General features: G+C 66.0%; 14 protein-coding genes and 1 tRNA gene. 9 read left to right on the forward strand and 6 right to left on the reverse strand.

The annotated features are described in order from the left end of the window. Positions 1 to 150: 150 nt before the first annotated feature. Positions 151 to 240, forward strand: a tRNA-Ser gene (locus tag AC3A4T_RS14740). 210 nt (positions 241 to 450) lie between these two features. Here AC3A4T_RS14740 and AC3A4T_RS14745 read toward each other — a convergent pair. Together AC3A4T_RS14745 and AC3A4T_RS14750 are read right to left on the reverse strand one after the other, a co-directional pair. After that, the gene (locus AC3A4T_RS14745; RefSeq protein ID WP_487676064.1) at positions 451 to 831 is read right to left on the reverse strand and encodes a DUF6180 family protein; all 381 of its coding nucleotides are present in this window, start codon (positions 829 to 831) and stop codon (positions 451 to 453) included. 178 nt (positions 832 to 1,009) lie between these two features. Further along, a complete protein-coding gene (locus AC3A4T_RS14750; RefSeq protein WP_487676065.1) occupies positions 1,010 to 1,792 on the reverse strand; it encodes a hypothetical protein in 783 nt (260 codons plus the stop codon). A 253-nt stretch (positions 1,793 to 2,045) separates the two neighbouring features. Between AC3A4T_RS14750 and AC3A4T_RS14755 the strand changes: the two genes are divergently transcribed. Further along, positions 2,046 to 2,615: a hypothetical protein gene (locus AC3A4T_RS14755; RefSeq protein ID WP_487676066.1), complete on the forward strand. Its 570-nt coding sequence runs from the start codon at positions 2,046 to 2,048 to the stop codon at positions 2,613 to 2,615. Between the two features lie 247 nt (positions 2,616 to 2,862). Further along, a complete protein-coding gene (locus AC3A4T_RS14760) occupies positions 2,863 to 3,243 on the forward strand; it encodes a VOC family protein (protein WP_487676067.1) in 381 nt (126 codons plus the stop codon). 144 nt (positions 3,244 to 3,387) lie between these two features. Here AC3A4T_RS14760 and fabV read toward each other — a convergent pair whose 3' ends face one another. Both fabV and AC3A4T_RS14770 read right to left on the reverse strand, forming a co-directional pair. After that, positions 3,388 to 4,596, reverse strand: a complete 1,209-nt coding sequence (gene fabV / locus AC3A4T_RS14765) for an enoyl-ACP reductase FabV (RefSeq protein ID WP_487676068.1) — start codon at positions 4,594 to 4,596, stop codon at positions 3,388 to 3,390. Positions 4,597 to 4,700: 104 nt separating this feature from the next. Continuing rightward, positions 4,701 to 5,411 carry an rRNA pseudouridine synthase gene (locus tag AC3A4T_RS14770; protein WP_487676069.1) on the reverse strand — a complete coding sequence of 237 codons (711 nt, stop codon included), beginning with the start codon at positions 5,409 to 5,411 and terminating at the stop codon, positions 4,701 to 4,703. 96 nt (positions 5,412 to 5,507) lie between these two features. Between AC3A4T_RS14770 and AC3A4T_RS14775 the strand changes: the two genes are divergently transcribed. Beyond that, a complete protein-coding gene (locus AC3A4T_RS14775) occupies positions 5,508 to 6,365 on the forward strand; it encodes a PA4780 family RIO1-like protein kinase (RefSeq protein ID WP_036103231.1) in 858 nt (285 codons plus the stop codon). Between the two features lie 136 nt (positions 6,366 to 6,501). On the opposite strand, the gene AC3A4T_RS14780 is transcribed toward AC3A4T_RS14775, so the two are convergent. Then, a complete protein-coding gene (locus AC3A4T_RS14780; protein WP_487676070.1) occupies positions 6,502 to 7,122 on the reverse strand; it encodes a LysE family translocator in 621 nt (206 codons plus the stop codon). A gap of 65 nt (positions 7,123 to 7,187) precedes the next feature. Here AC3A4T_RS14780 and AC3A4T_RS14785 point away from each other — a divergent pair, with 65 nt between their 5' ends. From AC3A4T_RS14785 to AC3A4T_RS14800, 4 genes are all read left to right on the forward strand, one after another. Beyond that, complete coding sequence (locus AC3A4T_RS14785) at positions 7,188 to 8,105, forward strand: LysR family transcriptional regulator (RefSeq protein WP_487676071.1); 918 nt, start codon at positions 7,188 to 7,190, stop codon at positions 8,103 to 8,105. Between the two features lie 759 nt (positions 8,106 to 8,864). After that, positions 8,865 to 9,020, forward strand: a complete 156-nt coding sequence (locus tag AC3A4T_RS14790) for a hypothetical protein (RefSeq protein ID WP_487676072.1) — start codon at positions 8,865 to 8,867, stop codon at positions 9,018 to 9,020. Between the two features lie 55 nt (positions 9,021 to 9,075). Further along, entirely contained in the window at positions 9,076 to 9,210 is a 135-nt protein-coding gene (locus AC3A4T_RS14795; protein WP_487676073.1) for a hypothetical protein, read from the forward strand. A 12-nt stretch (positions 9,211 to 9,222) separates the two neighbouring features. After that, positions 9,223 to 10,515: a class III lanthionine synthetase LanKC N-terminal domain-containing protein gene (locus AC3A4T_RS14800; protein ID WP_487676270.1), complete on the forward strand. Its 1,293-nt coding sequence runs from the start codon at positions 9,223 to 9,225 to the stop codon at positions 10,513 to 10,515. 40 nt (positions 10,516 to 10,555) lie between these two features. Here AC3A4T_RS14800 and AC3A4T_RS14805 read toward each other — a convergent pair whose 3' ends face one another. After that, positions 10,556 to 11,458: an AraC family transcriptional regulator gene (locus tag AC3A4T_RS14805; RefSeq protein WP_487676074.1), complete on the reverse strand. Its 903-nt coding sequence runs from the start codon at positions 11,456 to 11,458 to the stop codon at positions 10,556 to 10,558. Between the two features lie 234 nt (positions 11,459 to 11,692). Between AC3A4T_RS14805 and AC3A4T_RS14810 the strand changes: the two genes are divergently transcribed. Beyond that, positions 11,693 to 12,436 carry an SDR family oxidoreductase gene (locus AC3A4T_RS14810; RefSeq protein WP_487676075.1) on the forward strand — a complete coding sequence of 248 codons (744 nt, stop codon included), beginning with the start codon at positions 11,693 to 11,695 and terminating at the stop codon, positions 12,434 to 12,436. Positions 12,437 to 12,567: the final 131 nt, after the last annotated feature.

The raw sequence follows: 12,567 nt of genomic DNA on the forward strand, positions 1-12,567 counted from the left end.
AATGCTCCGCGCCCGGTCGAGGCCGGGCGCCTTGGGGCGGCACCGCAACGGGCCGTCCCTGATCGATCCGGCGTTTGGGCTTAACCGCCGAACGCGCGATGATCGATCGCCGGATATCGCCTTCGTGCGTACCCGGGTAGCTGTAGTTACGGAGAGATGGCCGAGTGGTTTAAGGCAGCGGTCTTGAAAACCGCCGAAGGGTCAAACCTTCCGTGGGTTCGAATCCCACTCTCTCCGCCATCGTCTCTGGCTCGATGGCGTCGTCGTCTCTGGTGATGAGTCCTTTTGGGGGTCGGTGACTGAATGGCCTTGGTGGCTGATTCATACTCACCGCCCGACTCATTACAAACGCGTGCCACTGGGCAGACATGTCGTCGCAGCCGCATGCGCACGAATACCACGTGTCGCTAACGACGATGGGATGTTGCCCGACATGATCGCGGTCGGCAGCTATTTCACAGCGGCCTTCAGCGCGGCGAACGCCTGATCGGCAAATCTGCCGAGTGCGCCTTTATGCGGTTGATAGTCGATGCCTTGCACCACGCTGACGGTCTTGTCATCGACCGCAATGCAATGAACGACAAACGTTCCGCTGGATTCGGACCCGCCCACGACCGTCACGAGTTTGCCCGGAGTGCTCTGCGAACTGGCGCGCAACCCGGCGCGCTGCGCGGCCTTGGTCACGACGCCGCTGCAGGTGTCGAGGCTCAGTCGAGCGGCGGGCGTGCGCTCGACGTGATAAGTGACATTGAAATTATTTTCTTGCGCCAGTGCGGTAGTGGATGATCCGAGCAGCAAGGCAGCGCCTAATAGCGGAAGTGCGAGGTTCATGGCGAATTCCCGGTTGAGGTCCGGCAACAAGCTATCTCATTTCCTGACGGGGCTGGTGTAGGTTCCGTGTACCGGGCCAGGGCGCAACGAGTGAGGGATGGCGCATTGCCGCGCCACTCGATGCGCTGCGAGTGGCTGTGAGCTTTCGGTCGTTATGTTTCGCGCGATGCGATCTGGCTTACCAGTCTTTGCGGGCAGGAAACGCCAGGATCGCCATCGCCTCGAGAATGACGCGGTTGTTTCCTTTCTTGTCCGTGATCGACAAAGGCTGATCGTAGCGCGCCGATCGAACGATAAAGCAGGTGCCATCTACGCCCGTGTGGCGGTTGTGCGACAAGCCCGGTTCGGCCCAGAATTTCTTGCCCAGCAAGGTGTTGAGTTTTTTGTCGCGCACGATGATGTCCCGATCCCCGATGATCAACGCCATTTCCGCATTGCGGTAGTCGCGCGAAGCGCCTTCCCAATGGTTGCGGTCCTGTTCCTGGTCGCGATCGGTCAGCTGGTTCAGATCCTTGCTGAAGAAATCCGCCGGGATCGCGCTTTTGGATACGAAAAGCGCGGTGGTCTTCAGTTCGATCCGTTTTCCATCGCGGTCGAAGATCACGTCCGGGATCGAGTCGGAGGTGACCGGGAAATCACCGGCCGCCGTGATGTTGTTGCTTAGTTGAAAAAAACAGGCGCCGCTTTTGTCCTTGGTGAATATGCCGAAGCCGCTGTCGATCAGATGGCGCCTTATCGCGCTGTTTACCGCGCCTTCTTGCTGGAGAAGCAAGCGATCCTTCGCGACGGCGGCCAGGCTGGAGTCGAGTATCGCTTCGCCCACTTGCTCGATTTCAGCGACCGAGTCGTTGTGAATACAGGCGCGCGCCGATTTGTGCTCGGCCGCGATGTGCTCGCTGATGAGGCTGTATTCCAGGTAATCGAACTCTGCCATGGCCGCCCCGATGATCAACACGAACAAGCAATACGCTTGCAGGCGAGAGATAGTCGGTCGAACCGGCGCGCGATTGCAAGCCGATCCGGATCGATGCCGTAACCTCGGTCAGCGGCGACATTGCGTGACCGGTGAGATATCTGCTTGCGCCCGTCTGAGCCTGGCCGTGTGACCGCTTCCGGCTTGCCGTCACGTTTTCGCAAGGAGAGATCGCAGATGAGCCGACGGCGCGTCGCTGTTGCACGAACCGATCCGGCCATCACCCGTCCAAGGATGCGACATGTCGACGATCAAAGCCTTTCTGGAAGCAGGCAAATCCCTCATCACCCTCGGCGCCGGCGCCAATGCCGCGGCGCGGCAGCAGATTCGCGACGTGACCGGGCAGTTGGCCGACGAGCTCGATCGGGCGTTGTCGCTGGCCGATTCGTATCTGGTCGGGGTGCGCTTTTCCAGCGGCGATCGCGAACTCGCTGCCTATCTGTACGACGCGCGATCCAAGTTGATGGGCAGCTACCACGAGCACCATATCTGCGCGGGGTTGTATCAGCTGGCCGACAAGTTCGGGCAGTTGTTCGATCCGACTCGGTTTTCGGTGTCGCTGGGTTCCTACAGCGAAATTCCGCAATTGATCGAGCATCTCAAGAACGGCGAGCGCGCGGTCATCGACGATCTCGACGAGTTGATCGGCCAGTTTCACGAACTGGCCACGCGGCTGGACGCGGCGTCGGCGGAACAGAAAGAGCAGGCGCGGGCCGCGATTCTGGCTTCGGCCGATTATTTTCGCGACAAGCTCGCGCAGCAGCGCAAGCAAGTTAGAAACAGCCGGCGGCGGATCGTCGATACCTTGTAGCGGCGCGGATGCTGCATCGCAGCGTGCTCCCGTGATGGCGGCGGCTGCGACGGGACGGGGGGAGGCCGTAAAACCGCATGGCCATTTGTTTGTCTACCACGACCCGCAGCGACCGCGGGCGGCGGTTCCGGCCGCGGTGCCCGCGCGAAGTTTTTTCCCGGCCGTGTCGATCCGGCCGTTCCTTGATCGTCGTCTTGATGGAAGCCATGCGGTTTTCCACGATTCCCACCCGTTAAGGAGCGATGCCATGCAAGTCAAGCCGGTAGGCTGGTTCGAGATCTACGTCAACGACATCGAGCGTGCCCGCGCGTTCTACGAGGGCGTGTTCGCGCTCAAGCTGGAAAAACTCGAAGGCCCCGATGCCGATTGGCAGATGTGGGCATTTCCCGGTGCGATGGATCAGAGCAACGGCGCGTCGGGCGCGCTGGTGCATATGCCGGGCGCGCCGGTGGGCGGCAGCGGCACGATCGTGTACTTCATGTCGGCCGATTGCGCGATCGAAGCCGGGCGCGCGGTTGCCCATGGCGGCAAGGTCGACAAGGACAAGTTCTCGCTCGGCGAGTACGGCTTCGCGGCGCTGCTGACCGATACCGAAGGCAACACGATCGGCGTGCATTCGATGGAATGACGGCGGGCGCTCGGCCGTCGCGCGAGTCGCCGCGGTCGCCGCGGCGACTCGCGATTGCGGCGCAAGGCGAGTGCGCAAGGCGCCGCGAGAGCGGTTCCGGCCCCTGCATCGCAAGGGCCGGACGCTATGTGCTGGTTCCGCGGCTTACAGCTCGATGCAGTCGAAGCTGACCTCGGGATCGACCTCGGCGCCGTAATCGACATCGTCGCGCTCGAAGCCGAACAGCTTGAGGAACTCGTGCTTGTAGCTGGCGTAGTCGGTGAGCTGGAACAAGGTCTCGGTGGTCACCTGCGGCCACAGCGCCTTGCATTCGCTCTGCACGTCCTCGCGCAGTTCCCAGTCGTCCAGGCGCAGACGGTTTTCGCCGTCGGTTTCCGGCGCCTGACCGTCCTGGCGATACATGCGTTCGCGAAACAGGCGGTCGAGTTGATCGATCGGGCCTTCGTGCAGGCCTTTTTCCTTCATCACCTTGAACACCAGCGAGATGTACAGCGGCATCACCGGAATCGCCGAGCTGGCCTGGGTGACCACCGACTTGAGCACCGCGACGTTGGCGCCGCCGCCGAGCTTCTGGCTCAGGCGCGCATCGAGCCGCTGCGCGGTCTGGTCGAGGTCGACCTTGGCCTTGCCGAGCGCGCCGTGCCAGTAGATCGGCCAAGTGATCTCGGTACCGATGTAGCTGAAGGCGACCGTGCGCGCGCCCGGCGCGAGCGCGTCGGCGCGTTCGAGCGCGTCGATCCACAGCTCCCAGTCCTGGCCGCCCATCACCGTGACGGTGTCTTCGATTTCCTGCTCGGTCGCCGGTTCGACCGTGGCCTGGATGATGGTGTCCTTGTTGGTGTCGATCGCGGTCGAGGTATAGGGCTCGCCGATGGTCTTGAGCGCCGAGCGCTTGAGTTCGCCGCCGCCCGGCAGCTTGCGCACCGGCGAGGCCAGCGAGTAGACGATCAGGTCGACCTGGCCGCCCATTTCGTTCTTGATCAGCTCGACCACCTGGGCGCGCGCTTCATCGGAAAACGCGTCGCCGTTGATCGATTTGCTGTACAGCCCCTTGGCCTTGGCGAACTTGTCGAACGCGGCCGAGTTGTACCAGCCGGCGGTGCCGGGCTTCTTGTCGGTACCGGGTTTTTCGAAGAACACGCCGAGGGTATCGGCGCCGAAACCGAACGCGGCGCTGATGCGCGCGGCCAGGCCGTAGCCGCTGGACGCGCCGATCACCAACACTTTCTTCGGACCGTCGGCGCGCACGCCGCGGGCGACCGTGGCGTTGATCTGATCGCGGACATTGAGTTCGCAGCCGAGCGGATGCGTGGTGGTGCAAATGAAGCCGCGAACCTTGGGCTGAATGATCAACTCGATTACCTCGTCACTGGGCGATGGCCGGCAGTTTAGTGCCTGTCATCGACGAATGCGCGGGCGCGCGCGGGGCAGGGCGCGGCGGCGCGTGCGGATCGGCCTCAGAAGCGTTCGCCCACCGGCAGATAGCGCCATTCGCCGACCGGCATCTTGCTCAGTGGAATGCGGCCGATACGCAGGCGTCTGGTCGACACCACCTCCAGGCCGACCTCGCCGCAGACGTGCCGCAACTGGCCCGACTGCACGTTCTTGACCGCGAACCGCAGCCGCGTCTCGTTCTGCCAGCTGACCTTGCACGGCGGCAGCGGGCGGCCAAGGTAATTCAGGCCGTGGGCGAGCTTCTTCAGCCCGTACGGCGCGAGCTGGCCGCTGACCTCGACCAGGAACTCCTGTTCGAGCTGCGGGTAATCCTCGTTCAGCCTGCGCCGCACGCGCGGGTCCTGAGTCAATACCACCAGCCCGCTGGCGTCGGCATCGAGCGGCATCAGCGGCGCCAGGTGCTGGAAATGGCGCTTGAGCCGGCGCACCCCCGACATGTCGCCCTCGGCGTGGTTGACCGGCACGACCAGGCGGGCGCTCTCGTTGAACGGCAGCCCGGCCGGCTTGTGCAGCAGCATGGTGGCCGGTTCGGCGGGCTCGGCCCGCGCATCCGGGTCCAATTCGACCCGCTGGGCCACGATCGGCGCCTGCGGCTCCTCGATCACCTTGCCATCGACCCGGACCCAGCCGCCCTCGATGTATTGCTGGGCCTGCGCGCGTGAACAACCGATCAATTCGGCCAGGCATTTATCGAGTCGGACGGGTTCGGACATGAGGAAAGTCGATGTGGGAAGCGGCAAGTGTAAAGATATACGCCTGTCGCGCCGGAAATCCCCCGCAACCGGCGACGGCTTCACTCACAGGACGCTATGAAGACTCCACCCGGTTTGCAGGCGCTGATCGACGACGGCGTGATCGACGAAGTGATGCGCCCGCTCAAGAGCGGCAAGGAAGCCGCGGTGTATGTCGTGCGCTGCGGCGACGAGATCCGCTGCGCCAAGGTCTACAAGGACATGGCCCAGCGCAGCTTCCAGCAGCGCGTGCAGTATCAGGAAGGGCGCAAGGTGCGCGGCAGCCGCGAGGCGCGCGCGATCGGCAAGGCCAGCAAATACGGACGCAAGCAGCAGGAGACCGCCTGGAAGAACACCGAGGTCGACGCGCTGTACCAGTTGCGCGAGGCCGGCGTGCGCGTGCCCGAGCCGCACGGCTATTTCCACGGCGTGCTGGTGATGGAACTGGTGACCGACGCCGACGGCCATTCGGCGCCGCGCCTGGGCGAGGTCGAATTGGCGCCGGACCAGGCGCGCGGCTTCCATCGCTTCCTGGTGCGCCAGGTGGTCAAGATGCTGTGCGTGGGCCTGATCCACGGCGATCTGTCCGAATACAACGTGCTGGTCGCGCCGGACGGCCCGGTCATCATCGATTTTCCGCAGGTGGTCAGCGCGGCCGGCAACAACGCTGCGCGCACCATGTTGCTGCGCGACGTCAACAACCTCACCGCCAGCCTCGGCGCGTGGGCGCCGGAACTGCTCGACACCTGGTACGGCGAGGAAATGTGGGCGCTGTTCGTGGCCGGCGATCTGCATCCCGACAGCGAACTGACCGGCGTGTTCGTGCACGACGAATCGGCGGTGGACGTCGACAGCGTGCGTCATGCGATCAACGATGCGCGCGAGGAAGCGCTGATCCGGCAGCAGGGGCGCGAGGCGGCGGCCGAGGCGGATTGAGCGGAGCGGGGCGATGTCGCGTCATCGCGAGTAGAGGCGCGCCGCGCGAAGAGGGGCGGGAAATGCACGGCGTTGTGATTCGCCACATCGTGCGATCGCGATGCAAGCATCACCGATCATCTTCGCGGCATCGGCCTCAACGCCTCAGCGCGGACGCCGCCAACAACCCACCGAACCCGATCAGCACCGTGCCGAACACGCGGTCGATCCAGCCGCGCGCGCCCAGCAGCCGCGTCTTCAGCGCTCCGCCCGAGAACAGCAAGGCCACCAGGCCGAACCACAGCACGTGGGTGGCGGATACGAACGCGCCGTAGCCGATTCGCGTCGCCAGCGGTGTGCTCGGCTGCACCACCTGCAGGAACAGGCTGACAATGAACACCGTGCATTTCGGGTTCAAGGCGTTGGTCAGGAAGCCAACGCGCAGGGCGGCGAAGTCCGACAGCCCGGCGCTGTCGGAGTCGACCGCCGATGCGTCGGCCGCGGGCGCGCGCAGCATTTTCCAACCCAGGTAGATCAGGTACAGCGCGCCGGCGATCTTGAGCGCCGCGTACAAGCGCAGCGATTGCTGGATCACCAGCCCGACCCCGAGCAGGGTATAGGCCACATGCACCCACACGCCCAGGCCGATGCCGAGCGCGGTCAGCAGGCCGGCGCGGCGCGAGCGCAGCAGGCTGTTGCGCGACACCATCGCGAAGTCCGGACCGGGGCTGATCACGGCCAGTACGGTGATGGTGAGTACGGCTAACAGTTCCTGCATGGGCGATTGGTCGCGTATCGGAGAATAGGCGCTAAATTAGTCGGGTGCGGCCAGGGCGACAAACGATGAATAGTCACGACGGTGGTGAGAAAAATTCACGATCGGGCAGGGCGCCGCTGCCGCCGCTGGGCGGCTTGCGCTGTTTCGAGGCGGCCGCGCGGCTGGGCAGTTTCTCGCGCGCCGCCGAGGAACTGCACCTGACCCACGGCGCGATCAGCCGCGCGGTGCGTTCGCTCGAAGACGCGCTCGGCGTGGCCTTGTTCGAGCGCCGCAACCAGCGCGTGCATCTGACCGCGGCCGGGGCGACCTTGCGCGATGCGGCGGCGGCGGCCTTCGACGGGCTCGCCGCGGCCGTGCATGCGCTGCGCCGCACGCCGCGTTCGCCGGTGCTGGTGCTGTCGTGCGAACCGACCTTGCTGATGCGGTGGCTGATCCCGCGGTTGCCGTCGTTGCATGCCCTGCATCCGCGGATCGCGCTGCAGCTGGTCGCCGGCGGCGGGCCGGTCGGATTCGGCGAGGTCGATCTGGCGATCCGCCGCGACGATTTCGAACGCGATGCGCGGGTGCATGCGCAGTTCCTGTTCGAGGAACGGATCGGCCCGGTGTGCAGCCCGCGCCTGACTGCTCAGGTCGTCAGCGGCACCGGCGCGCGCCTGCGCCTGCGCGCGCGGGCCACGCGATTGCACAGCGCGACCCGTCCGGGCGCGTGGAGCGATTGGGCGCGCGCCAGCGGCCGCGACCTGGTCGACGCGCCTTCGCAGCGGTTCGAGCATTTCTATTTCAGCCTGCAGGCGGCCTCGGCCGGGGTCGGTGTGGCGATCGGGCCGTGGCAGTTGGTGCGCGACGAGATCGACGCCGGTCTGCTCGAAGCACCGTTCGGTTTCGTCGCCGACGGCAGCGCGTATCACCTGCTGTCGCCGGCACCGATCGCGCCGGACTCCGATGCCGCGCACTTGCTCGACTGGCTGCGTTCGCAGGCCTGAACGCACAGTCGTGGCGAGGGTATGCGGGCCATTACCGCGGCGGGCCGGCTTGGCGCGGAATGACCGATCCCGTCGCGGCCGGTGCTGCGTGCACGTAACCCGGCCGGGTGCGGTCAGGCGCACTCGCTGAAATTCTCGATTCGTTGCCGAATTTGTTGTGCATGTCGCAGATACATGTGTTTGCGCGTGCTTGGATGCTTCACAGCGAGGTGATTCGCTCGCACATGAAAGCAGGCCGATGGCCCGGTTTTTTTGTGCGATGCAGCGGATCAGAGCGACTCGCTACAGGGGCGGTGTCGTGTTGCGGCGCCGATAAGGATGGCGAGTAGGGATCACTCGTTCTATGGACACGCTCGTTTCTTCTGTTATTGCGCTCGATGCGCCCGAACCGGCGATTCCGCCGAGCCCGCAGCGTGCGCGCGTCAGCGCCGCATGCGCGATCGCGCGCTCACCGTCTCGTCTCCTGTGTCCCAACCAACGCGGCCTCGGTCGGTAATCGAGGCGTTTTTGCGCGGTTTCGCCGTTGCGTCCGCATAAGGCGGCGGAGCGAAGGAACGCGCGTGGATGCACGTGCATGAACCGTCGGCCATGGACAGCCGATGGTGAAGTCGAGCGCTTCGGCGCTCGATGCAACGCACGCCGGGACTGAGCGCGCGCCGGAGCCGGCACGCCTGCACGCTTCCAGGACGGAGGCGGACGGGATCGCGCCGGGACGCAATCGCTGCGTCCTTTAATCGATATCTCAAGGAGGATAGACCCATGAACCGCATCTTGAACCTGCAGAAGCTCGCCATCAGCGCCGATCCGAGCGACGGCGCCGCCGGCGACAGCACCAGCAGCTTTGCCGGCTGCAACTGTTCGACCAGCAGCAACAGCGGCTGCCTGTGCAGCGGCGAAGTGACCATCGCGGTCTGAGTCGTGGTCGGAGCCCCGGGAAAGCGATGCCTTCCCGGGCAAACAGCGGTTCTCGATGGCGAGCAAGGAGTTCTACGAACTCATGTCGCGCTATCAACCCTTGCTCGGCGATTACCACGCGCAGGTGCGGCGTCTGCTTCCGCCCGATTGGCGCATCGACCAGCACAACGTCTGGTGGGGCTGCGCGTAAGAGGGCGCGCAGATTCCCGCGCAAGGCTGGAAGATCCATCTGTCGGCCACGCCCGCGCATTCGCCGGCGATCCTGATGACCGTGGCGCGGATGATGATCGGGCGCCGGGTCACCTTCAAGTTCCTGGTCGACCGCACCTTGCTGCATCTGTCCAACGGCAAGCGCTGGTCGCGCGGCGCGGCCGGAAAGTTCATCACCGTCTATCCCACCAGCACCGAGCATTGCGCCGAGTTGCTGGAGGATCTGCATCGGGCGACGGTCGATTATTGGGGCCCGTACATCCTGTCCGACCGCCGCTACAAGGACAGCCGGATCGTGCATTACCGCTACGTGCTCGATCGCTTGCGCGCGTTGCCGGGCGTGCAGCGGGTCGCGGTGACCGGCAACCTGCCGCTGGGCTCGCAGCTCAATCTGCCGGCGACCCTGGCCGACGGGCGCTCGATCCAGCCGCAGTACCGCCCGGTCGACGGCGACTACTTCGCGCTGTTCGCCATCGCCAGCCGCGCTGGACGCGTGTTCGACGCGCGCGACAGCCACGGCGCCGAACCGGTGTGCGTGGTCAGTGCCGCGTTCGCCAGCGCCTATCTCAAAGGCGATCCGTTGGGGCAGACGTTGCGCATGGGCCGCGGCGACGGCAACGCGATGCCGACGATGCGGGTGGTCGGCGATGTGCGCCAGTTCGGCCCGGCCGAACCGGCGCCGCCGATCGTGTACGTGCCGCTGGCGCAGATGCCGCCCAAGCTGTGGAACACGATGCGCGAATTCGGCCCCTTGAACTACGCGGTGCGCACCCGCGGGCAGATCGCGAACCTGGAGCCGGCGCTGCGCAAGGCCGTGGCCGAGGCGGCGCCGCGGCAACCGATCGGCGATATCCGTTCGATGCGGTCGGTGGTCGATGAAGCGATGGGCGAAAGCCGGCTGCAGTTGCTTCTGGTCGGATTGTTCTCGCTGCTGGCGCTGTCGCTGGCCTGCATCGGGCTGTATGCGGTGCTGTCGGTCAACGTGGCCGCGCGCCGTCACGAGTACGGCGTGCGCGCCGCGCTCGGCGCGAGCGCGCGGCGCCTGCTGGCGCTGGTGTTCCGCGACAGCGCGGTGCAGGTCGCGATCGGCCTGGGCGCGGGCTTGCTCGCGGCGTTGCTGGCGGCGCGGGTGATCCGGCGCTTCCTGTTCGGGGTCGGCGCGGCCGATCCGCTGGCGATGCTGGCGGTGGCGCTGGTGTTGGCGCTCGCCGCGGCCGTGGCCACCGCGCTGCCGGCGTTGCGGGTGGCGCGCTCGGACCCGATGCAGGCGCTGCGCGTGGACTGAGTCGGCCGGCGTACTCGGCCGGCGTACTCGGCCGGCCGGTTCAACTGCCCTGAAAGCCCGAGGGAAGTTCGCGCAGCCGCGCCACGTCGCGCAGCGGCGGCGCGCCGAACAATCGCGCGTATTCGCGGCTGAACTGCGAGGGGCTTTCGTAGCCGACCGCGTGGCCGGCGCTGGCCGCGTCCATGGCCTGGCCCAGCATCAGCCCGCGCGCCTGCTGCAGGCGCAGTTGCTTCTGGTACTGCAGCGGGCTCATTCGGGTGACGGTCTTGAAGTGTGCGTGCAGGGCCGAGGCACTCATGCGCGCGTGCGCGGCGAGTTCGGCCATGTCGAAGGGTTCGCGGAAATTGCGCTTGATCCAGTCGATCGCGCGATGCACCTGGCGGCTGCGGCTCTCGCCGTGGGCGATGTCGTACAGGCGCGAGGCCTGCTCGCCCTTGATCAGGCGGTACAGGATTTCGCGTTCGATCAGCGGCGCCAGCATCGCAATGTCGTCGGGCGTGTCGAGCAGGTTCAACAGACGCACCGCGGCGTCGAGCAGATCAGTGGTGGCGTCGCTGAGCATCAGGCTGGGGCCGGGCGCGGTCTCGACCGCCGGCGGCAGGCCCGATTCGATCCACAGCGCGCTCAGCAGCGCCGGGTCGAGGTCGAGACGCAGGCACAGATAGGGTTCGTCGTCGCTGGCGTGAACGATCTCGCCGATGATCGGCACGTCGACCGACACCACCAGATAGCGCTGGCGATCGTATTCGTAGATGCGGTCGCCGAGGATCACCCGCTTGCGGCCCTGAGCGACGATGCAGACCGCGGGCCGATGCAGTTCATGCAGCGCATCGACCGGGCGGCTGCAACGGATCAGCTGCACCCGCGGCAGCGCGGTCGGATGCAGGCCGTCGCCGTCGGAGTATCGGTCAATCGCGCGAGCGAGCAGGTGTGCGGCAGTCATGACGGGAACATCGCCTCGGTGGGGTGCGGGCCGTGGTTTTCGGCGGATTTCGCCGATCGGCCCGATGTGGCGATGATCCGCGCGCGGCGATGGCCGGACAAGCCTTCGCGGGCGGGTCTGGAGGATCGTGCAAGAGTGCGCGGCGATCGTGCTATCGCCGCGGGGCCACGGGTCCTCAAAGTTCGCCGCAGGCCGGACGACCCGCGTCCGCCGTCCGAACACGAGGAAACCGACATGAGCAACGACACTTCTCTGCACGGCAAGACCGTATTGATCACCGGCGCCAGCAGCGGCATCGGCGAGGCCACCGCGAAGCTGCTGGCGCAGCGCGGCGCCAACGTGGTGATCGGCGCGCGCCGCGGCGAGCGGCTGCAGGCGCTGGAGCAAGCCATCACCGCAACCGGCGGTTCGATCCGCCAGCGCCTGCTCGACGTCACCGACGCGGCCGATGTCGCCGCGTTCGTCGCCTACGCCCAGCAGCAATTCGGCCGCGTCGACGTGCTGGTCAACAACGCCGGAATCATGCCGCTGTCGCCGCTGAGCGCGCTCAAGCTCGACGAATGGAACCGCATGATCGACGTGAACATCCGCGGCGTGCTGCACGGGATCGCGGCGATCGTGCCGGTGATGCAGGCGCAGGGATCGGGCCAGGTGATCAACGTCGCGTCGCTGGGCGCGCATTACGTGGTGCCGACCGCGGCGGTGTACTGCGCGACCAAGTTCGCGGTGTGGGCGATCTCCGACGGCCTGCGCCAGGAGAGCGACACGATCCGGGTGACCACGATTTCGCCGGGGGTGGTCGAGTCGGAACTGGCCGACACCATCACCGATCCGGCCACTGCGCAGGGCATGAAGGAATTCCGCCGCATCGCGATCCAGCCCGATGCGATCGCGCGCGCGATCGCGTTCGCGATCGAACAGCCGGCCGATGTCGATGTCAGCGAAGTGATCGTGCGGCCGACGGCGGGGACGTTCTGATCCGGCGGTTTATGGGGTGAATCCGCGCGCACTCGAACGGGTGCGCGTTTGTCCCGATGCGAGGCGATCGCAAACGGTCCCGATCAATCCGGCCGTGCGATCGAGGACCTCAAAAAGCAGCCTGTCCCCGC

This window comes from Lysobacter sp. Soil_N_51 (assembly GCF_057655755.1).

Coding starts and splice junctions, on each gene's coding strand:
- AC3A4T_RS14745 (WP_487676064.1), bottom strand. CDS start 831: ATGAACCTCGCACTTCCGCTATTAGGCGCTGCCTTGCTGCTCGGATCA.
- AC3A4T_RS14755 (WP_487676066.1), top strand. CDS start 2,046: ATGTCGACGATCAAAGCCTTTCTGGAAGCAGGCAAATCCCTCATCACC.
- AC3A4T_RS14760 (WP_487676067.1), top strand. CDS start 2,863: ATGCAAGTCAAGCCGGTAGGCTGGTTCGAGATCTACGTCAACGACATC.
- AC3A4T_RS14770 (WP_487676069.1), bottom strand. CDS start 5,411: ATGTCCGAACCCGTCCGACTCGATAAATGCCTGGCCGAATTGATCGGT.
- AC3A4T_RS14775 (WP_036103231.1), top strand. CDS start 5,508: ATGAAGACTCCACCCGGTTTGCAGGCGCTGATCGACGACGGCGTGATC.
- AC3A4T_RS14780 (WP_487676070.1), bottom strand. CDS start 7,122: ATGCAGGAACTGTTAGCCGTACTCACCATCACCGTACTGGCCGTGATC.
- AC3A4T_RS14785 (WP_487676071.1), top strand. CDS start 7,188: ATGAATAGTCACGACGGTGGTGAGAAAAATTCACGATCGGGCAGGGCG.
- AC3A4T_RS14790 (WP_487676072.1), top strand. CDS start 8,865: ATGAACCGCATCTTGAACCTGCAGAAGCTCGCCATCAGCGCCGATCCG.
- AC3A4T_RS14795 (WP_487676073.1), top strand. CDS start 9,076: ATGGCGAGCAAGGAGTTCTACGAACTCATGTCGCGCTATCAACCCTTG.
- AC3A4T_RS14805 (WP_487676074.1), bottom strand. CDS start 11,458: ATGACTGCCGCACACCTGCTCGCTCGCGCGATTGACCGATACTCCGAC.
- AC3A4T_RS14810 (WP_487676075.1), top strand. CDS start 11,693: ATGAGCAACGACACTTCTCTGCACGGCAAGACCGTATTGATCACCGGC.